General features: G+C 36.5%; 16 protein-coding genes. 2 read left to right on the forward strand and 14 right to left on the reverse strand.

Going from position 1 to position 21,520, the window contains the following annotated elements:
- Nucleotides 1-37: 37 nt before the first annotated feature.
- The 11 genes from JO950_RS00330 to uvrC all read right to left on the reverse strand — a co-directional run bounded on the left by JO950_RS00330 (nt 38) and on the right by uvrC (nt 16,224).
- Nucleotides 38-2,887, reverse strand: coding sequence for a TonB-dependent receptor domain-containing protein (locus JO950_RS00330; RefSeq protein ID WP_202700540.1), 2,850 nt, complete (start codon nt 2,885-2,887; stop codon nt 38-40).
- A gap of 322 nt (nt 2,888-3,209) precedes the next feature.
- Nucleotides 3,210-4,853, reverse strand: a complete 1,644-nt coding sequence (pgi, locus tag JO950_RS00335; RefSeq protein WP_202700541.1) for a glucose-6-phosphate isomerase — start codon at nt 4,851-4,853, stop codon at nt 3,210-3,212.
- 112 nt (nt 4,854-4,965) lie between these two features.
- A complete protein-coding gene (locus JO950_RS00340; RefSeq protein ID WP_202700542.1) occupies nt 4,966-5,301 on the reverse strand; it encodes a hypothetical protein in 336 nt (111 codons plus the stop codon).
- Between the two features lie 45 nt (nt 5,302-5,346).
- The gene (locus tag JO950_RS00345; RefSeq protein ID WP_202700543.1) at nt 5,347-5,967 is read right to left on the reverse strand and encodes a hypothetical protein; all 621 of its coding nucleotides are present in this window, start codon (nt 5,965-5,967) and stop codon (nt 5,347-5,349) included.
- Between the two features lie 33 nt (nt 5,968-6,000).
- Entirely contained in the window at nt 6,001-7,221 is a 1,221-nt protein-coding gene (locus tag JO950_RS00350; RefSeq protein WP_202700544.1) for a peptidoglycan DD-metalloendopeptidase family protein, read from the reverse strand.
- A 22-nt stretch (nt 7,222-7,243) separates the two neighbouring features.
- Entirely contained in the window at nt 7,244-8,185 is a 942-nt protein-coding gene (locus tag JO950_RS00355; protein WP_202700545.1) for a tryptophan 2,3-dioxygenase family protein, read from the reverse strand.
- The gene (locus tag JO950_RS00360) at nt 8,185-8,955 is read right to left on the reverse strand and encodes a DUF3108 domain-containing protein (RefSeq protein ID WP_202700546.1); all 771 of its coding nucleotides are present in this window, start codon (nt 8,953-8,955) and stop codon (nt 8,185-8,187) included. The genes JO950_RS00355 and JO950_RS00360 overlap by 1 nt, the downstream gene beginning before the upstream one ends.
- Before the next feature lie 300 nt (nt 8,956-9,255).
- Entirely contained in the window at nt 9,256-10,416 is a 1,161-nt protein-coding gene (hppD, locus tag JO950_RS00365) for a 4-hydroxyphenylpyruvate dioxygenase (RefSeq protein ID WP_202700547.1), read from the reverse strand.
- Between the two features lie 170 nt (nt 10,417-10,586).
- Nucleotides 10,587-11,744: a homogentisate 1,2-dioxygenase gene (locus JO950_RS00370; RefSeq protein ID WP_089077449.1), complete on the reverse strand. Its 1,158-nt coding sequence runs from the start codon at nt 11,742-11,744 to the stop codon at nt 10,587-10,589.
- A 317-nt stretch (nt 11,745-12,061) separates the two neighbouring features.
- The gene (locus tag JO950_RS00375; RefSeq protein WP_202700548.1) at nt 12,062-14,419 is read right to left on the reverse strand and encodes a patatin-like phospholipase family protein; all 2,358 of its coding nucleotides are present in this window, start codon (nt 14,417-14,419) and stop codon (nt 12,062-12,064) included.
- An 8-nt stretch (nt 14,420-14,427) separates the two neighbouring features.
- Nucleotides 14,428-16,224, reverse strand: a complete 1,797-nt coding sequence (gene uvrC / locus JO950_RS00380) for an excinuclease ABC subunit UvrC (RefSeq protein WP_202700549.1) — start codon at nt 16,222-16,224, stop codon at nt 14,428-14,430.
- 132 nt (nt 16,225-16,356) lie between these two features.
- Between uvrC and JO950_RS00385 the strand changes: the two genes are divergently transcribed.
- Together JO950_RS00385 and JO950_RS00390 are read left to right on the forward strand one after the other, a co-directional pair.
- Nucleotides 16,357-17,337, forward strand: a complete 981-nt coding sequence (locus tag JO950_RS00385) for a succinylglutamate desuccinylase/aspartoacylase family protein (RefSeq protein ID WP_202700550.1) — start codon at nt 16,357-16,359, stop codon at nt 17,335-17,337.
- Nucleotides 17,324-17,893 (forward strand): 5-formyltetrahydrofolate cyclo-ligase, encoded by a 570-nt coding sequence (locus tag JO950_RS00390; protein WP_202700551.1) that lies wholly within the window; start codon nt 17,324-17,326, stop codon nt 17,891-17,893. Before JO950_RS00385 ends, JO950_RS00390 begins: the two co-directional genes overlap by 14 nt.
- 170 nt (nt 17,894-18,063) lie before the next feature.
- On the opposite strand, the gene JO950_RS00395 is transcribed toward JO950_RS00390, so the two are convergent.
- The 3 genes from JO950_RS00395 to JO950_RS00405 form a co-directional block, all read right to left on the reverse strand.
- The gene (locus tag JO950_RS00395; RefSeq protein ID WP_202700552.1) at nt 18,064-18,810 is read right to left on the reverse strand and encodes a tetratricopeptide repeat protein; all 747 of its coding nucleotides are present in this window, start codon (nt 18,808-18,810) and stop codon (nt 18,064-18,066) included.
- Nucleotides 18,811-18,868: 58 nt separating this feature from the next.
- Nucleotides 18,869-20,623: a BatD family protein gene (locus JO950_RS00400; RefSeq protein WP_202700553.1), complete on the reverse strand. Its 1,755-nt coding sequence runs from the start codon at nt 20,621-20,623 to the stop codon at nt 18,869-18,871.
- Nucleotides 20,624-20,745: 122 nt separating this feature from the next.
- Nucleotides 20,746-21,519, reverse strand: coding sequence for a tetratricopeptide repeat protein (locus JO950_RS00405; protein WP_202700554.1), 774 nt, complete (start codon nt 21,517-21,519; stop codon nt 20,746-20,748).
- Nucleotide 21,520: the final 1 nt, after the last annotated feature.

The following is a 21,520-nucleotide window of genomic DNA, read 5'->3' on the forward strand; positions in this document are numbered from 1 at the left end:
TCAATGCCGCTTTAGGTATTTATTTAGATTCTAAATATTAGAAATCATAACGTAGAGAGAAGTTCCATGTTCTTCCGAAACCGAAGAATACCTGGTTAATGTTTGCTACTCCATTGTAAAGCATTCCGTTAGATGCGTAAGTTCCTTTTGAACCAGCTGGTTGGCCAGAAGCTACAGGAAGGTTGTCATCAGCGAAAAAGTTTGTTCTTGATTCAGCGATGTAAATTTTATCAAGTACGTTGTTAACGTTTAATCTGAAGTTAACTGATTTGTCTTTGTTTTTTCCAGTTAACATTTTGTATGAGAAACCAGCATCCATCAAACCATAAGAAGGCAATTGTAATGCTCCTTTGTTTGTTGCAGATGTAAAACTAGTTGGGTTGATTCCTGCATATAAATTGTCGTTGAAGTTATAGTTTGCATCAACTGTTACTCTTGTTAGAACTTCGTAAGATGCTCCTAAAGAGGCTGTCATTTGTGCTGCGTCACCCACTTTTACTTTGTCCATGTAAACTGTAGTTCCTTGGAATCCTGGTACAGGTGAGTTGTCTGCTTGGAAGTAAGCATTAACTGTTGCATTTCCTTTGTATTCCCAAATACCATAAGAGAACATTCCTGTTACTTTTAATCTTTCTGTAATGTTAGAAGATCCTTCGAATTCAATTCCAGAGTGAACTTCGTTAAGTCCTAAGAACTCAGTGTAAGTTGAATTTGCAGGTGTTGCAGTAGTAGTTGGAAGTGCATTACCTTTTAAGTATCTGTCATTCCAAGTAGTGTTGTAAACGTTTACTGTAGCGTTGAAAAATCTAGAACGGAAACCATATCCAGCTTCAAATCCAATAATTTTCTCGTTAGTAAGGTTAGGGTTTACTGTTGATCTGTTGTTTGGATAAACAGAGTTAAAGAAAGGTTGTTTGGAGTAATATCCAGCGTTTACATATACGTTGCTTTTTTCGCTAATATTGTAGTTAGCTCCCGCTTTTGCATTACCACCTAATAAGTTTTTGTAAGGAGTAGAAGCTAAAGGATCAGTTGGTAAATAAACGAAGTCATCTTCTCTTTTGTATCCTTGTTGAGAAATTGCTCCCTGAACAAATGCTGTTAGGTTGTCTTTAGAGTACTCTAATTGAGTAAATAAACCATACCATTTTACATTACCAGTACTGTTGAAAGATACTTTGTCGTATTTTCTATTTTGGAAAACATTCCATTGAACATCAGTATCGTAAGTGTTAGTTAACTGTCTTCCGTTTGGTTTTTGACTAGCAATAAAGTTGTCAAAATACTCACCACCACCTAATAAATCATTTACAACTGTAAAGTGGTATCCTTTATAAGTTCTTCCGTCAAAACCGAAATCTAAAGTTAAGGTATTAGAAAGTTTCTTGTTTAAGTTAATTACCGCACCAAACCAGTCATGAGAGTTGATAGATGACGTTTGTGAGATACCAGAAGTGTTGATATTTGTGCTTGGATTATAATTTGCTACATCAGAACCTGCATTAAAATAAGAACTGTTTTGATAAACTCCACCAATTTTTTGTCTTGTTTGAGGTCCTGTAAAACCTGCGATAGTAACTGGTTTTCCAGAGTTGTAAGCATAAATTTTATCATAGTCTACTAAACCGTCAGCAGTTCTGAATGCTATAGCATCATTGTATCCTTTTCCTTTAATTCCTCCAGTTGCACTAGCTCCTGCACCACGTCCCATAGAAGCGTAAACAACAGAAGAAAGTTTTGTAGTTTCGTTGATTTTATAATCCCAGTTGAAAGAAGCTACTGGTTTGTGGTAGTAGTTTTTTCTAATGTTATATTCTTCACCATTCAAATATCCTGCATCAGGATTGTATCTGATATTTGGTTCGTTATTTCTACCGTATTGTTGGTAAGCTGCGATTGTAGATACTGTAGATCTTTGGTTGTGCCATTGTGGAGCACCTGTTACCGTAAGTTGAAAGTCGTGTTTACCACTTTTGCTGCCATATCCTAAAGCAACATAGTAGTTAGATCCTTCAAATTGAGTTCCGTTAACATATCCGTCTCCCATTGTTTTTGATAACAAAACAGATGCAGAAAGACCGTTTTCTAATTTTCCGGTATTGTATGAACCTTGAATTTTGAAATTTCTACCGTTTCCGAAACCAGAAGAGAAAGATCCTCCTTCTTTTCTGTCAGAAGCTTTAGTTACAATGTTGATCGTTCCTCCTACAGAAGGAGTTGCAAGTTTAGATGCTCCTAAACCTCTTTGTACCTGCATAGCAGATGTAACATCTGAAAGACCAGCCCAGTTACTCCAGAAAACAGAACCGTTTTCCATGTCGTTTACCGGCATACCATTGATCATAACAGCAATATTGTTTTGAGTAAAACCACGAATATTGATTCTGGCATCTCCAAAACCACCACCTGCTTTTGTTACATACACAGAAGGAGTGTTTCTTAAGATTTCCGGAAATTCCTGAGTTCCAAGTTTTTCCTGGATCTCAGCAGCTTTAATTGTAGAAACCGCTACTGGAGTTTTTCTGTCTTTTGCGATGTCAACGATTGTGCTTTTTACAACAATTTCGCTTAATTCGTTAGAATTAGAAGTCAAAACAATTGTTCCTAGATTAGTAGTTTGACCATTTTTAACTGAAAATCTAAGAGTTAAGTTCTCGTAACCTAAAAAAGAAATAACGATTTCTCCTGTACTTGTTGTTGCATTAAGAGTAAATTTACCGTCAAAATCTGTAGAAGTAGCAACTGTAGATCCTTTGATCACAACGTTTGCTCCCGGAAGTGAACCCACTCCGTCGGTAATCATACCGGAAATTTTTCCTTGAGAAAATGCGGTTGAAACTATCATGAACAATAGTCCAGTAAGTAACCAATTTTTCATTGTCTTCATTTGTTAATTAGTTTATTGTTTTTGGCAAAATTATAACAATAAAATCAGATAATGTTATCAAAGTGTTAAGAAAAGAAAGATTTGTATAATGTGTTGCGCATTAAAATGATTTTTCTAATTTTTGCTAGATAAAATGTAGTTTTTGTAAATTTTTAGACACTGATTTTGTTAAAATCGTAATGATTGTAATGGTCTTGTAGTGCTAAACTTGCAAGAACGCGTTGTTTGGCTCCTTTTTCGCAGGTTTACGTACGAAAAAACGCCTTAATTTTTATTAAATCAAGGCGTTTCAGTATGTTGTGAAAAAAGGCTTTCGTTAATTTTATTTGTTCTTCAAAAAGTGATTTAACAAAAAAGAAGTCGAGCTGTCATGATTCTTTACGGTCGTACTGTTAATTTCATCCAAAATAGAATTCGCTAATTGCTTTCCTAGCTCCACTCCCCATTGATCGTAACTGAAAATGTTCCAAATAATACCCTGAACAAAAATTTTGTGTTCGTACAAAGCAATCAGTGATCCCAAAGTTTTTGGAGTTAGTTTTTGAATTAAGATCGTGTTTGTAGGTTTGTTTCCTGGGAAAACTTTAAAAGGCAATAAGTAAGCTGCTTTTTCTGCTGATAATCCTTGTTTGTCAAATTCGGACTGAACTTGTGCAGCTGTTTTTCCGTTCATTAAGGCTTCCGTCTGAGCAAAAAAGTTGGACATCAATTTATCGTGATGATCGTTGTTTCCGTATAAAGGTTGAACGAATCCAATAAAATCTGTTGGAATTAATTTTGTACCCTGGTGAATCAATTGAAAAAAGGCATGTTGAGAATTCGTTCCCGGTTCTCCCCAGATAATTGTTCCGGTTTGGTAGTTAACCGGTTTTCCGTCACGACCAACACTTTTTCCGTTACTTTCCATAGTAGCCTGTTGCAGGTAGGGAGCTAATTTTTGAAGATATTGGGTGTATGGAATCAATGCTTCGCTTTCAGCACCAAAGAAATTATTATACCAAATGCTTAACAATGCCAGAATTACAGGGATGTTTTTGTCGAATGCTGTTGTCTTGAAATGTTCGTCCATTTCATTAGCTCCTTTTAAAAGTTCGTTGTAATTGTCAAAGCCAATCGCCAACGAAATGCTCAAACCAACAGCGCTCCATAAAGAAAATCTTCCTCCAACCCAATCCCACATTGGGAAAACATTGTCAGGATTAATTCCAAATTCAGTTACTTTTTGAATATTGGTGGAAACCGCAACAAAATGTTTGGCAATATCTTCCTGGGAAGCCGATTTCAAAAACCATTCTTTTATCGTTTCAGAATTAGATAAGGTTTCCTGAGTGGTAAAAGTTTTGGAAACAATAAGGAATAAAGTTGTTTCCGGGTTCAATTTTTTAATCACTTCGTTTACATGGTCGCCGTCTACATTAGAAACAAAGTGTAAGTTTAAGTGGTTTTTGTAATACTGTAAAGCTTCAACTGCCATAACCGGCCCAAGGTCAGAACCTCCGATACCGATATTTACTACATCAGTGAAAGCTTTTCCGGTGAAACCTTTTCTTTCTCCCGAAATAACTTCATGCGTGAATTGTTTGATTTTGTTTTTTACTTCATAAACTTCCGGAATTACATTTTCGCCTTCTACTTTAATAACTGCAGATTCTGGTGCACGCAACGCAGTATGCAAAACCGCTCTGTTTTCAGTCTGGTTAATGATTGCTCCTTCAAAATATTGAGAGATGGCTTCTTTTAATCCAATGGAATGGGCTAATTCCAGTAAAAGAGAAACGGTTTCCTGACTAATGTTATTTTTGGAATAGTCAATTAAAAAGTCATTCCATTGTAAATTGAATTTTTCAACACGCGCATTGTCCTGTTGAAAAAGTTCTTGTATCGTAGTTGTATGAGTTGCGTTATAGTGGTTTTGTAGATTTTTCCACGCTTCAGTCCCGGTTGGGTTTGTAGTGTTTAAAGCCATTTTTTGTTTAATTGAGAATGTGGTTATAAAAAAACAAAAATACTGAAATTAGTTCTAATAGCTTTAAGCTTCACAATTATATAACAAATAGTTACGAAAACGATATATGTGTTTATTTGTTCCGAATTCTTGCCGTTATTATAATGGCACCATCGTTTTCTTTTTCGTTGTAAATGATGCGGCTGCTGTTTTCATTTAAAAAATCTATACTTATGATGTCAGCTTTTTCAAGAGGCAAAATTATAGTGTCTTGCTTTTTGTCGTACTGGAACGGAACTCCGTTTATCACAATTAAAGGCGATTTTGTAATGATGTCTTTTTCGAATGCCTGTTGGATGGATTCCGATACAAAGTATTGATTTTGTTTCTTATCGTTTAAAAGAAAAGTGTGTGGATTAGAGCACCCCACAGCTATTGTACAAGAAAGTAGTAGTAAGAATCGTTTCATGCGTCGATGTAGGATTTGATAAATACTTGTTTTTAAGTGGAAGTTTTACCAAATTTTCCACCAGGGCTTTTTGTTGATTTCGATGCGCTTTTTGATTGTATTGATTTCTATTCTTTGAAGTTCCTCTTTTTTGATAGTTGAATCGTCAAAGTGTAATTCACCGGAAAGACTGATGCCAATAGGGGATTTTGTTTTTTCTCTCCAAACTTCGGTTTGTAATTCCGGAATTAGAGGAGCGTTGATTTTAGCGGTAAATTTTTGTCTTGCTTTTGTTGTAATTTCTTCTTCGAGATTTGAAATCGAATTTTTAAAAAGCGGAAGTGAGTTTCCGGGAATGTTGAGGAGGAAAATCTGGGTTTTGTTGTCGATTTTACAAATGTCCAATACTTTAAAGAAAGAATTGTCATCCAGAAGAGCATGTCCGTTTTTTGCCGAATCCGGATTGAATTTGGATAAATCTCTTGCTCCGGCACTTGCAATTAAAAATCTACAGTTTCCGGAAAGACCGCCACCAATAAAAGACATGTCTGTAAAGTCTTTTTCTTTTAATATTTGTCCAATTTGATACGCAGTAAGTAAACGATCATCTAAAGTGGTGTCTCTGTAGAATAATTTTAAATCTGAAAAAGTTTCATCAAGAAGGTCTTTAATGCGTTTGTTTTTCATGTTTGTTTCTATATTAAGGATAAAAACAGATTTTTATAGATTCCCAATACTGTCCAGTTCTCTCTTCAAAGGTTCTATTTGCTGGAAGAAACGGGTCTTGTAATTTCCGGTTAAAGATTCTCCGGTTGGTAAATTAAGTCTCAAAGCATCTACCTGTACGCCATTTTTCCAAAAACGGTAACAAACATGAGGTCCTGTTGCAAGCCCTGTGCTGCCCACTAATCCAATGGTTTGTCCCTGTGTCACACGCTGACCGCGTCGCACTAAAATTCGGGACATGTGTAAATATTGAGTAGAGTAGGTTCCGTTGTGTTTTACTTTTACAAAGTTTCCGTTTCCTGCCGTGTATCCTGTTGCTTCTACAATTCCCGAGGCAGTTGACGAAATTGGTGTTCCGGTTGGAGCGGCATAATCCGTTCCTTTGTGGGCTTTCCAGGTGTGTTGTACCGGGTGGAATCTGTTGGCTGTAAATCGCGAAGTGATTCGGCTGAATTTAATCGGAGTTTTTAAGAAAAAGTTTTTCAACGTTTTCCCCTGATCGTCATAATATTCTATTTTTCCTGAAGTAGTGTCTTTTTCAAATGGGAAAGCATAAATAATTTTGCCTTTATATTCGAAAAAAGCGGCTTCAAGATCTTCAACACCGTCGTAAGTTTTGCCATTAATAAAACGTTCTGTGAAAATTAATCCATAACGATCTCCTTTTTTTAGTTTAAAGAAGTCAATCGACCATGAAAAAACTTTGGTAATTCTGCTGGCAAGAGCGGCTTCCACGCTTTCATTACCTAAAGTTTCAGAAAGAGAGCTTTTTAAAACTCCTCCGATAATTTTACGTTTTAAAGTGACCGGTTTTATTTTTTTGCTGGCCTTTGCAATACTGTCTCTTACATCTATTACATAATAAGTCAGCGGATCCGGCTGATAAATAAAAACCTGTAACTTGTTTGTTTTGTTTTTTGAGCGAAGTATAGTATAAGGTTTGTTGTAGCGAATGGTCCTTACATTGAAAGAATCCTTTATTTGTTCTACAACATCATAGACTTTTTTGTCTCCAATATTCTGACTCTGAAGAATAGATCCAAATGAATCTCCTTTTTTAATAGTATCGTGAATAACATTGAAATCGGCGTAATTAAAACCAAATTCTACTTTTTTAGTTTTTGGTTTAGTGATTTTAGTTTCAACTTTTTCGGCAGTTTTATTGCATGAAAATATTGAGAATAAAACGGTTATAATTACGAATGCTTTTTTCAAACTTTTAAATTTTTTTAGGAAATTAATTAGCTGTTTCATTTCCCCAATTGGACAATTCTTCTTCGGTCCACAATTTAGGAAAAAAGATGCGTCTTTGGTATTTTGGGTGCATATATTTTTGCCAATCACTTCCTCCGGTGGCTTCTCCATTTCCTTTTCCGCTTTCCAGTATGTATTTTCTTGCAGTATTTAAATGCTGCATTACCCAGGTGATGTTTACCGTTTTGTCGTAATGACGCATCGCATCAATTAACTCCTGATTTTGTTGGTCCTCTAAAGGTAACTGAGTAAATTTCTGCCAGATGTTTTTTGATTTAAAAGTTGACATTTGTCTTAGGAACTGATCCTTGTACTTGTTTTCAAATTCCTGAAGCAAATATGATTTTTCTCCGGTTTGATAATCTTTTCCGGCAGCCTGCCAATATAAATGTTCGAAACTGGTTTCTAGCGGAGTATTTTCGTCAAAGTTTGATTTGTATCGGCGATCGGTTAAATTGATCACATCTGTCGATGCAAATTCGATTAATCGGTATTGTGCACTTTGAAAGCCGCTTGCAGGAGTCAGTGTATTTCTGAATTTCATGTATTGATCCACTTCCATTCCGTTTTCCATGATGCTAAACGAATTGGTCAGCATGTCAAAGTATCTCGTTATTCTTGATAATCTTTCACTGAAAAAGGCAACCTGAATAGCTTGCGTGTTGGAAATTTGGTCAATTTCCCATAATATCATTTTAAAGATCAATTCGTTTACCTGATGGTACATGATGAAAACCATCTCGTCAGGAAGCGTAGTGCGTTGGGTTTGTAAACTTAACAGGGCATCCGTTTGTATGTAGTCCCAGTAGGTGATAGGTTTTGACCAAAGCAATCCTTCTAATTGTACATCGGTTTTTTGATTTATAGCTTGGAATTTAAGGTCAATTTCTTTTAAAATTGATTCTGAATGATCAGTAGGGTTCATTATTTTTTTGCTTTAAATGGATTTTTTAATCCTTTATATTCGTCAAGGTCGGCTTTAAGTGATCCAACAGCCAAATCTGCTTTTATGCGTATCGGAACTTTGTTCTCGTCGTCTGTAATCCAAAGGGTTACGCTTTCTTTTTCTTTGAAAACTCTCCCGGTTTGTACCAGTGGTTTGAAAACCATTGAAGAAACAGTACCAAATTTAGTTGTAATATCCTGTCGGCCTACATATTTTAACTTAAATTTTGTGATTTCATCATCAAAAAACATATCAATGGTGATGGCCTCACCTGATTTGAGTTTGTCTATGTTGGGATGGTTTCTCAAATAATAAAAAGAAGAGATAATATCCTGAACATTGTCGGTGATTACAATTGTTTTTTCGGTTTTACGCTTGTAATCTTTTACTAAAACTTTTTTCTCAGACTGATCAAAAAAACCTTCCTGGTTTTTGGTGTAGCCTCCTTCGTTTATTTTTCTAACGTAACGATAAGGATCTCCGTTTTGTTTGTCGAAATAACTTTCATAAAGGTCTTCCACCTTAAAGAAAAATTTTGACATTCCGGTGGTGTATCCTTTACCTACAGCATGAAAAACTTTTTTATTGTTGATCGTTGCGTCCTTAATTTCAAGGGTAGCGTAACCGGCGTTTATGATTCCGTAATGAATTCTGAATCTGAAGTATTCTCCGGTGTCAAAAGCATCTTCTTTTTGAGTGTCGAAACCTAGGGTCGTAAGAACTAATATGAGCAGGACTATTTTTTTCATAGTACATTTTTTACATTTCACTATTAAAGATATATAAATGCAAATTTTATTCCAAATGTATCAAAACAAAAAAACTCCGTCAAGGAATGACGGAGTTTTTATGCTATTAACTAACCAAAAAACTATAAATTATGAAATTTATATCAATTCGGAAGGAAACCACCCCTTCCTGATTTGCGAGTGCAAAGATAGATACAAAGTTCAAAAAATAAATGTTAAAAAGTGAGTTTAACATAACATTTGCATAAAAACCATCATTTTACAGAGAATTTTTTTGCATAATGTAAAAAAAATGCGTTTTTACAACGTTCCTCTCAATTCCTGCTCTCTCTCGATTGACTCGAAAAGGGCTTTAAAGTTTCCTGCGCCGAATCCTTTTGCGCCCATTCTTTGTATAATTTCAAAGAATAGTGTTGGTCGGTCCTGAACAGGCTTCGTAAATATTTGTAACAAGTAACCGTCCTCGTCGGCATCGACCATGATAGCCAGCTTTTCAATTTCGTTAATGTCTTCTTTCATCATATCCATATGCACGCCTAATCTTTCAGGAATTGCCTGATAGTAAGTGTGAGGAGGAGCTGATAAAAATTCAACACCTCGTGCTCTCAATTGTGATACGGTTTTGATGATGTCATCTGTAGCAATGGCAATGTGCTGAATTCCGGGACCACCATAAAAATCTAAATATTCTTCGATTTGAGATTTTTTCTTTCCTTCTGCCGGTTCGTTAATAGGAAATTTGATTCTTCCGTTTCCGTTAGACATTACTTTGCTCATCAATGCTGAATATTCTGTGGTAATTTGCTTGTCATCAAATGACAGGAAATTTACGAATCCCATAACATCTTCGTAGAATTTTACCCAGGTATTCATTTCGTTCCAGCCTACATTTCCAACCATGTGGTCGATGTATTTTAAACCGGTTGGCTCGGGATTGTAATCCGATTTCCATTCCTGATACCCCGGAAGGAAAATACCGTTGTAGTTTTTTCTTTCTACGAAAATGTGAACCGTTTCTCCGTAAGTGTATATTCCCGAACGAACCACTTCTCCAAATTCGTCTGATTCAACCGTTGGTTCCATAAAAGAACGAGCACCGCGTTTCATCGTTTCTTCGTAGGCACTTCTGGCATCTTCAACCCAAAGAGCGGCTACTTTTACACCATCACCGTGTTTTTTAAGGTGTTCGTGTATTGGTGAATCCTGAGTTAAAGGTGTTGTTAGAACAATTCTGATTTTGTCCTGTTTTAAAACATAAGAAGCCTTGTCCTTTACTCCGGTTTCCAGTCCGGCATAAGCTAATGACTGATATCCGAAAGCTGTTTTGTAATAATGTGCCGATTGTTTTGCATTTCCGACGTAGAATTCTACATAGTCGGTTCCTAATAACGGAAGGAAATCCTGTGCTCCTTCAAAGATTTTTTCCAATCCGTATTCTACTGATTTTACTTCTTTTGACATAATGTTTATTTGTTTAATCGGTTAATCGTTTAATTGATTGAACCGTAGTGTTGTTTTTAAGTTTTTTTTACCGCAAAGTGCGCGAAGTTAGTTCGCAAGGTTCGCAAAGTTGGAATAAGAATCTTAGCGTAAAATCCTTGCGAACTTTGCGGTTAGATTGATTTAGTGAATTACTCCGTCCAGGATTTATAATACTGACCGTCGTCAAGACCCATGGCTTCTTCTGTAACCATAAGTGGGCGGAAAGTATCAACCATAACGGCTAATTCCTGTGTTTCTGTGTGACCAATGCTACGTTCCATCGCGCCTGGCGCAGGACCGTGTGGGATTCCTTTTGGGTGTAAAGTGATATGACCCTGCTCAATGTTGTTACGGCTCATGAAGTCACCGTCTACATAATATAGAACTTCATCAGAATCTATATTGCTGTGATTGTAAGGTGCCGGAATTGCTTTCGGATGATAATCGTAAAGTCTTGGGCAGAAAGAGCAAACGACAAAAGTAGCCGTTTCGAATGTTTGGTGTACCGGAGGCGGTTGGTGAACACGTCCCGTTATAGGTTCAAAATTATGAATCGAGAATCCGTATGGGAAATTGTAACCGTCCCAACCCACAACATCAAATGGATGTGTCGCATAAACCACTTCATGAATCATGCCCTCTTTTTTGATTTTAATTAAAAAATCGCCTTTTTCGTCATGTGTTTCCAGTTCGTTTGGCAAAATAAAGTCGCGTTCGCAAAATGGCGAGTGCTCTAAATGCTGTCCCGATTGGTTTTTGTAACGTTTTGGGGTATAAAAAGGGGAGTAGGATTCGACATAAAAAAGTCGGTTTTCTTCCGTCTCGAATTCGATTTGGTAAATAATGCCTCGTGGAATAATTAAGTAATCACCATATTCAAACGGAATGTTACCTAACATGGTTCTTAATTTTCCTTTTCCTTTATGGATGAAAAGCATTTCATCAGCATCGGCATTTTTGTAGAAATAATTTCGAAGTGATTCTTTAGGAGCAGCCAGTCCAATGATACAGTCTTTATTAACCATCATCGCTTTACGGCTGTCCAAAAAGTCATTTTCAGGTTTTAATTCAAAACCTTTAAAAAGTAACGATTTTATATTTTTTCCGATGGCAATTTTTGGCTCAACGGAATAGGAATTTAAAATTTCTTTTACCTGAGTTGGTCTGTGAACATGATAAGATAATGACGAGTGTCCGTGAAAACCTTCAGTTCCGAATAACTGTTCGTAGTAAAAACCTCCGTTAGGTTTTTCGAATTGTGTGTGTCTCTTTTGAGGGAAGTCTCCAAGTTTGTGATATAATGGCATGGCTTTTCTATTAGATAATTTTAAAATTAGATAATTTGAAAATTTGAATTGTGTGAACAGATAACCAGCTCAATTTCTTAAAATTGACCAATTATCTCAATTCGATAGCTTCACTCAGGATTTCTCTTGATGAGGAATTGAAGATACTCTAATAAACCTGTCCATTTTGTTTTCATTATAACAAATGTCGTAATTTTTGCTGAGTAAAATTATAAATTATATCATTTACAAACATGATTTTTTTTAATTTTTTTTGATATAATTTTTAATGGGCAAAAAAATAGTACAATTTTGTTGAACCATTCTTTGCTTTAGTGCTAAAATAAAAACCCAATACTAAACCAGGTATAGCTTTTAGACATTTCCGGAGACCAGGATTGTTTAATCTCGATTGGGCCAATGATGGTTTCCAGTCCATAACCAACAGCATATCCGGTATATTTTGGCATTGAGATCCAGTCGACCTTAGTAAAAATATCATTTCCCAAGTTGGCAAAGTTAGCAGAAAGATTTACGTGATTCTTTTTGAAAATTTCATAATCGAGCGTAATCCCCGTTTTTATAAAGCTGTTTCCGGCTATACTTAGAAAATCGTATCCATAAAAATAATTGAAGTTGTTGATTTTGCTATAACCGTATCCTCCGAGTATAAAGTCGAAAAACGGAACGCTGTCGCTGCCAATGTTAAACCCTGCGTCGGCGTCAATTTTGAAAGTAGCCTTTCTGAAGAACGTTTTTACGAAAGCAATTTCGGCCTTTGCAATCGAGAATGGTTTAAATTGACGTGTATAGTCAGACGACGCTAAGTAGGTTTGTAAATCGGTAGAGAAGTACAAGCCGGAACGAGGGAAGCTTTTGCTGTCGAATGAATCGTATTTTAAGTAACCAAAAAGACTAAGATAGCTGCTCTTTTCAATAGTATTTACGGTATTGGTAAGTGTTGGAGAGTCTATTTTTAAATATTTGTATTCAAAACCACCCCCCATTAAAAATTTTTGTACAAAGATGGTTTGAAAATAGGCCTGATTGGTAATGTCTAAAAAGTCAACATTAATCAGATTTACATTTGGATTCTGTGCTGTTAAGGTATTAATGCTAGTGGTGACATTCCGATTAAATTGATTCAAACGGGACTGAAATCCAAAACTGATATTAAAACCGTTTTCTATATAGTAGTTGAAGTCGTACCTGAAGTTATCTCCCAAAATAACATCAAGCGAGGTAACATCATTTTTTAAAAAGGTCTTTTTGTGGGTAAGATTTAGCAGAATTCCACTTTTGTACAGCCCGTCATAATGCAGACCTAGTTTTAGAAAAGTCTGAGTGGGATTTTCTTTTAAGACGATATCAAGATCGTCCTGTTGGTCATCCGGCTGTAAACAGTAGGAAATAGTACTGAAGTTCTGGGTGGCATTCAGGTTATTGATTCCGGTTTTCAGATCATTGTAAGTAATCGTACTTCCGGGTTTAAAACGCAGTTTTCCGCGAATGTATTCTTTTGTGTAATTCTCAAGGTTTTCACTGTTTATCTGTTTGATTTGCAGTGTGTCACTGGCAATTTTTAGTTTAGGTTTTTTATAAAAATGAGCTTCATCGGTTAAAGATTTGATTCTTTCATAGACCGCAAAAGCTGCTTCTTCTCCTTTTCGGATAATTTCTTCTCCTTTGTCAAATGAAATTACGCCATAATCGCGAATGTCCGGTTTGATATAAACATCGGTATCCTTGATTTTGTTTTTCATCTTATCGATAGACTGCAAATTGGTAATCTGTACGAGTATCTTGGTCGCATTTTTCAGATTTTTGCGATTCATAAGATCGTCCTGAACATCGACACCAATAATAATATCAGCACCCAGATTACGAACTTCTTTTATGGGATAGTTGTTGACTACACCTCCATCTACTAGTAAATTTCCTTCAATTTCGACAGGGGTGAACAGGGAGGGGAATGCTGAACTTGCCATCATAGCCTGAACGAGATTTCCTTTGTTTAGTAAAACTTCTTCTCCGGTTTCAATATTAGTTCCGATACATAAAAAAGGAGTTGGAAGTTGATTGAAATCACGTACATGACGTACATTCCGAGTAAGACCACTTAACAAATTGTAATTGTACATTCCTTTTGAAAGGGCTTCCGGAATCCCGATTCTGAAGTTGCTAAAAGGTAATGAAATGGCATATAACTCATCATTTTTTTTGCCATAGAAGTTTTTGGACGATCTCGGTATGTAATCGTTGATGAGTTCATCAAAGTTGGTTTTCTTGAAAATGGAATCAATTTGAGAGGCATTGTATCCCGAAGCATAAAGTCCGCCGATTATAGATCCCATACTGGTACCACCGATAAAGTCGATTTTAATTCCGGCTTCTTCCAGAACTTTTAAAACTCCAATATGAGCGAATCCTTTTGCGCCTCCACCGCTTAAAACCAATCCGATTTTGGGTCTTTTAATGCTGTCTTTTTTTTGATCCTGTGAAAATGTTTTTTGCGGATTTAGAAGTAACACTATAAAAAGGAATAGTGCTGTGCTCCAGATCGAAACAGACAACTGCGAACTACAAAGAAACTTTCCTTTTGGAAAGAATAGAACAACTTTAGAAACATCTTTTTTCAGTGGAGAAAAAAAAGGTTTCGATGTGGTATTTTTGTGGGGCAGTTGATCTGGGCGCATAAAGATAACTAGTTGGTTTTGTAAAAGTCGACAATTTTTTTGGCTTTTGATACCCCTATTACATCAGATATTTCTTTTTCGGTAGCCAGTTTCAATCTTTTAACACTTTTGAAATGTTGTATTAACGTAAGCATTGTTTTTTCGCCAATGCCGGGTATGCCTTCTACTGAGGAGTTAAGTGCGGCTTTGCTTCGTTTGTCTCTGTGAAAAGTGATCCCAAATCGATGCGCCTCATTTCGCAGCTGCTGAATCACTTTTAAGGTTTCGGATTTTTTATCGAGATACAACGGAATTGAATCTCCAGGGTAAAACAATTCCTCGAGACGTTTCGCAATTCCGATGATCGCAATTTTGCCGCGCAGTTCGAGAGCGTCGATACTTTTTAATGCTGCAGAAAGCTGTCCTTTTCCACCGTCAATGATGATTAATTGCGGCAGTGGTTCGTTTTCATCTAATAACCTTTTGTAACGTCGGTAGACAATTTCGGTCATCGAGGCAAAATCGTCAGGACCTTCGACGGTTTTAACGTTAAAATGACGATAGTCTTTTTTGCTGGGTTTCCCGTCTTTAAAAACTACACAGGCGGCTACCGGATTTGTTCCCTGAATATTCGAGTTGTCAAAACACTCAATGTGACGGGGTTCAACAGGCAATCGCAGGTCCTTTTGCATTTGTGCCATGATCCGATTGGTATGTCGGTCAGGATCTACAATCTGTAATTGTTTGAGCTGTTCGATTCGGTAAAATTTCGCGTTCCGAATAGACAGTTCTAATATTTGTTTTTTATCTCCCAATTGAGGAACGGTAGTTTTGATGTTTTCACCTAAATCAATTTCAAACGGAACGATGATTTCTTTAGACAATAACTGAAAGCGCTCACGTAATTCTATAATGGCAAGTTCTAATAATTCTTCGTCCGTCTCCTCCAACTTTTTCTTCATTTCTAAAGTATGCGAACGTATAATCGATCCGTGTGAGATTTGAAGGAAGTTAACATAGGCTGAGCTTTCATCGGAAACAATCGAGAAAACATCAATATTTGTAATTTTCGGATTGACAATGGTAGATCGCGACTGGTAATTCTCCAGAATTTCGATTTTTTCTTTTATTTTTTGAGCTTCTTCAAAACGCAAGTCTTTTGCATACTTGGTCATCAGTCGTTTGAAGTCTTTCATGCTTTCTTTGAAATTCCCTTTTAGAATTTCGCGGATCGCATCAACCTGTCTTTGGTAGTCTTCCAGAGATTCAAGTCCTTCACAAGGTCCTTTACAGTTACCAATGTGATATTCCAGACAGACTTTGAATTTTCCGGAATCAATATTAGACGGACTCAAATCAAAATTACAAGTCCTCAAAGGGTATAATTCTTTGATTAAATCTAAAATAGTATGTACTGTTTTGAAACTGGTGTAAGGACCAAAATATTCAGAACCGTCTTTGACCATTCTTCGGGTAGAAAATATTCTCGAAAAAGGTTCCTTCTTGATACAGATCCAAGGGTAACTTTTGTCGTCGCGAAGCAAAACATTATAACGCGGTTGGAGTGTTTTAATTAAATTGTTCTCCAATAAAAGTGCATCAGTTTCTGTGGGAACTACGATGTGTTTGATGGTTACAATTTTCTTCACCAAAACATTGGTTTTGGCGGTATCGTGTATTTTATTGAAATAAGAGGAGACTCTTTTTTTTAGGTTCTTAGCTTTTCCAACATATAAAATCTTTCCGTCTTTGTCATAATACTGATACACACCCGGATTGTCCGGCAAGGTTAGGATTTGAAGATCTAAGGATGATGGTTTGTGCATTCTGTTTTGTTTCTGAAGATAGCTGTTAAACTTAAAAAAACCTTTTGAGGTCTTAAAAAGCTTAACATTGATTTAGTTTCAAATTTACGAAATCAAAAGAATAATTTCTATATTTAGATTTTATAATTCCACATGAAAAACAGTAAACCCCTGATTATTTTTGGCGAATCAGTTTTGCCGGGCGAAAGTAAAACAATAAACGTTGAAATTGCTCGTCTGCATACCACTACAAAATTGAATATTCCGATTATCGTACGCCGTTCAAAAATTGAAGGTCCGGTCGTTTTATTTTCGGCAGGAATCCACGGTGATGAGATTAACGGTGTTGAAATAGTCCGACAGCTGATCAGCAAAAAAATCAACCGTCCCGCTAAAGGAACCATTATTTGCATTCCCATTATCAATATTTACGGTTTTGTAAATAAATCCAGAGAATTTCCCGACGGGCGTGACTTAAACCGCGTTTTTCCGGGGAGCAAAAAAGGATCTTTGGCAAGCCGTTTCGCTTATCATATCGTAGCAGAAATTTTGCCAATTATTGATTATGCGGTTGATTTTCATGCCGGGGGAGCGAGCCGATTTAATGTTCCGCAAATCAGGATTACGGAGAACAACCCGGAACTGAAAGAACTTGCCGATGTTTTCAATGCGCCTTTTACCTTGTATTCTAAAAATATTAGCGGTTCATTCCGCACTACCTGTGAAAAGGCCAATATAAAAATGCTGCTTTTTGAGGGCGGAAAATCTCTGGATATTAATGATTCGGTGGCAAATGAAGGGGTAATGGGAGTGAAGCGTTTGTTGAATTATTTGAATATGCTGGATTCAAAACATCTTGTCGAAACCGCAGAAGATCCTTCTATCTACATTAAAAATTCGGTTTGGCTGCGTGCGAAATGTTCGGGTCTGCTTCATGATTATAACAGGATTGGACGTTTTGTAACGAAAGGGACTATCTTAGCCATTATTACCGATCCGTTTGGTAAATTTGAACAAAAAGTAAAAGCACCGCATGACGGATTTGTGATCAATGCCAATCACTCGCCCATCGTGTACGAAGGAGATGCGATTTACCATATGTCTAAAAACAGAGACGAGTATGCCGACGAATAAAAAAGAATTACGATTACACTATAAAAATCTTCGAAAAGAACTTTCGGAAAATGATATCGAAGAGAAAAGTCTGGCTATTGCCAATAATATAATCCAATTGTCTATTTGGGATAAAATCTATTATCATGTTTTTCTTCCGATTGAAGAGCAACGGGAAGTAAATACAGAATACGTATTGCATTTGCTTTCCGGAAAAGATAAAGAAATAGTAGTTTCAAAAAGTGATTTTGAGACTCGTGGTATGACGCATTTTTTGTTGACCGATAATACCAAAATCAGAAAGAATGAATACAATATTCCTGAACCGGTAAATGGTTTGCAAGTTCCTTCTGAAACTATAGAGGTCGTTTTTGTCCCGCTTTTAGTTTTTGATGTTTTTGGAAATCGGGTAGGATACGGAAAAGGGTTTTATGATAAATTCCTGTCAGAATGCAAACCCGGGACAATTAAGATTGGCCTTTCTTTTTTTGAAGCTGAAAATCAGATCGAGGATGTTTTTGAATCAGATGTGAAACTGGATTACTGTGTGACGCCTTTAAAAATCTATAGTTTTTAATTGTAAAACAAGAATTTGCCATAAGTAAACTTAAGAAGTATGCGGTTTTGAACTTAAGTTTATTTATAGTATCGATGCGATTCCGAAGTGATTGATACCCATACAAAAAATCCCAAACACCATTTTAAGAGGGGTGTTTGGGATTTTTTCATTTGATTTTTTTTGAATATTTATTTTACTTCCCGAATGGTAGAGGCATCCATCCAGCCTTCCGTTCCATCAGTTAATTCTATTTTTTTCCAGCCTCCAACGGTTTCCAAAACATATACTTTGGCTCCTTCGTGCAGTAGAATAATGGCAGAACCTGATTTCTGAGGTTCGCTGCGAACTTCACTTAATTCGGCAAAAACAATTGCAGGACGGTCGTTGTCAAAATGATTTTTTTCAGACATCCCTGCCGAAACACTTAAAAGCAAAGCGATCAAAAGAACAAACATTCCAATGAAATAAATTCTTTTCGAGAGCGTAAGCTGTGAGAAGTAATAGCCGATAAAAGTCAGTAAGAAAGCAAATGCGATTGCGATAGAAATTATTGCCCAGGTATTATAATCGAAGATTCCGGTAAAATTCTGAATCAGTTTTGCAAAACCTACTTTTGGGACTTCTTTAATTTCATCGATGGTTAGCTTTTTGGCAAATTTTAAGTTGTTTAGGGTCTCCGAATCATGTGGTTTTAAAACCAGTGCCTTTTCATAATTATAGATCGAAGGAGCTACTTTGTTTAATTTATAGTAACTGTTCCCTAAATTAAAATACAATTCTGCCGATTGCTGTTTGTCTTCTTTGAGAATACTTTCATAAACATCAACCGCTTGCTGATATTGTCCTTTTTGATACAGCGCATTTCCTTTTTCAAAGCTGCTTTGAGCAAAGAAAATCTGAGTGATTAGTAAAAAAAGATATACTATATTTTTCATCTTATTGTCGTTAAACCCGACAGGTTTTTTAAAACTTGTCGGGTTTGATTTTTTAAGTTTAAACGATTTGTTTCTCTAAGTCCGAAATGATCAGAACAGCTTTGTCAAAATCCTGTTGGATTGATGTGCTGGATGCCGGAGCATATCTCGCAAATTCACAGTTTTCAGTCAGATTAATAAAACTTTGAACCGATTCCGGGCTGGCATTTCGGGACAATAACAGTTCGCTAATATTATCTTTGCTCATTTCTGAAGTTTCGATATGCAGTTTCGCTTTTAGGAAATTGTGCATCGCTTTTTCCAGAGCAATATAAAACGGTTCTTTGTTGTTAAGTTGTTTTTTAGCTTCAGATAGATATTTCTTCGCCAGCTTATTGTTCATTTTAATACGGTTTCCGGTAACGTCGCCGTCAATTGCTTCTTTTCTTTTCTTAGCCAGAATAATGATTGGCAGAATTACGAAAGGCAGGAACAATAGCGTGTAATATAAATTAGAACCGTAAAAATCATTTTTAGCGATCGAAACCAAAGTGGTTTTAGGTTTGATGTACTTGAACTGTTCCGTTTTTGCAATTGTATTTGTAGCTGCATGTGCAGGGGTATTTGCTGCCGATGGCATTGGGCCGTCTAAAACGTCAATCATGATTTCCTGTGAAGTGATCGTTTTGTAGGAACCTGTGCTCAAATCAAAATAAGAAAACTGCATGGGTTTGATGGCATATTTTCCTTTGTATTGCGGAATAATGGTGTACTTGTCGCTTATTTTTCCGGACATTCCCGAAAGTGAAGTGGTTACTTTTTCATCGTGAACCGGATCATACATCTCTAAGGCATTAGGAACGACAGGTTTTGGCAAAGTAAACAATTTCATGTTTCCGTTCCCGGCTGCGCTCACAAACAGGTCAAGACTTTCTCCGCTCTTCAAGGTCGTTTTAGAAGGGGTAACCGTAAAATTAAATTTACCCACAGCACCGCCAAAGCCTTCAGGTTTGGTAGCTTCCGGTAAAGGTCGTACGTTGATTGTTTTGGCTCCGGCCGAAACTACTTTATTGTCGTCGCTTACAATCATCTGACCGAACATATCACGACGGTTGGTAGGCAATTGCACGCCTATGTCCAGTGAAAGTGGTTCAATGGTAAGTCTTCCTGATTTTTGTGGATACAAAATGGTCTTTTTCAAGACTACATAATAACATCTTTGCCCTTGATAACTTCCCTGTTCAACAGCAAGTTGTTTGATATCGATATTCTGATTCCAGAAGTCATTGTATTTAGGTTTAGCCAACTCTTTGAAACCGGTCACATTGATATAGTTGAAATACAGTTTGTAAACAACAGTTATAGGTTCATTCAGATACGGATTTGTTTTTGAAATTTCGGCCACAAGGTGTAGCATTTCATCACCTGTACTTGATCCTTGAGGTCTGTCATTAGGATCTCTTTCCTGTGCAACGGCATTGGTTACCACAATTTTTAAAGGTGCCGTTTTATAGATCTGACCATTGTATTCAATAGCAGCTTGTTTGATTGTTACAGTCCCTTTGTGGTCGGGCTGTAAGATATAGGAATAGATTTTTTGAAAAGAACTTCTTCCATTAATCCAGGATTGACTGATTTGCTGGCTTGGTCCGGCTACAATTTTAAAACCATCAAAAGAAGGCTGGTCAAAGTTGTCCCCATCAACATTCATGATGAAGTCGATACGAAGCCTTTCGTTTACTCCAAGCGTATTCTTGCTTACTCTGGCTTCAAATTGAACTTGAGCCATAAGTCCCTGAAAAGTGAATAGTAATAGAATTAAATATCTTTTCATTACTTGTTTAATCTTTTTTTATGTTGAATCGTTTAATTGGTAATTTGTTTAATCGTTTTTCTACAGTTTTGCTGCTTGTCCGAATTAACAGTTAAACGAATAAACGGTTAACCTAAGAAATCCTACCAGTCTTTTTCTGTTTTTTTCTGGTTACCTTTTACTTTTTGAGCGTTGACTTTGTCCTGAATTTTCTTTTCTTCGTTGTTCACGGCATCCAGTAAATTCTGAACTCTTTCTTTAGATATCCCTCCAGGCATTGGTTTTGGCTCCCCTTTGTTGTCTGATTTGTCATCTTTCTTAGGGTCATTTTTACCGTCTTTTTTATCCTTGTCTTTATCGCCTTTGTCGTCTTTTTTCTGATCGTCTTTTCCGTCCTTTTTGTCTTTGTTGTCGCCGTCTTTTTTCTGATCGTCTTTTTTGTCGTTCTTTTTATCTTTATCCTTGTCCTTGTTTTTGTCGTTTTTCGGAGGATTTTCTTTTAGTTTCTGTTTTGCCAAAGCATAATTGTAACGGGTCTCATCATCGGCAGGGTCGTTACGCAAAGCTTCTTTGTAAGCTTCAACGGCCTGTGTGTAATTTTTCTCTTTCATAAAAACATTCCCTAAATTGTGAAATGCTTTGTGCTTATCAGGTCTGGCTTTAGCATTTTTTATCGCTTTAGCGTAAGCAAACTTAGCTTCAGAAACCTGATTCTGTTTGTATATAGTGTTTCCCAGATTATAAGGAGCAGCAGTACGTTTTGGGAATTTTGATTCTGAAATTCTGTAATTGGCTTCTGCGTCCGTAAATTTATTCTGCTTATATTCTTCATTGGCCTCAGGCAATGTTTTGTCTTTCTCCTGAGCAGAAACTGCTAAAGAAAATGTGAGTAAAATATAAAGAAGTAAATTTTTCATT

The organism is Flavobacterium sp. UGB4466, assembly GCF_903469665.1.
Lineage (GTDB): Bacteria > Bacteroidota > Bacteroidia > Flavobacteriales > Flavobacteriaceae > Flavobacterium > Flavobacterium lipolyticum.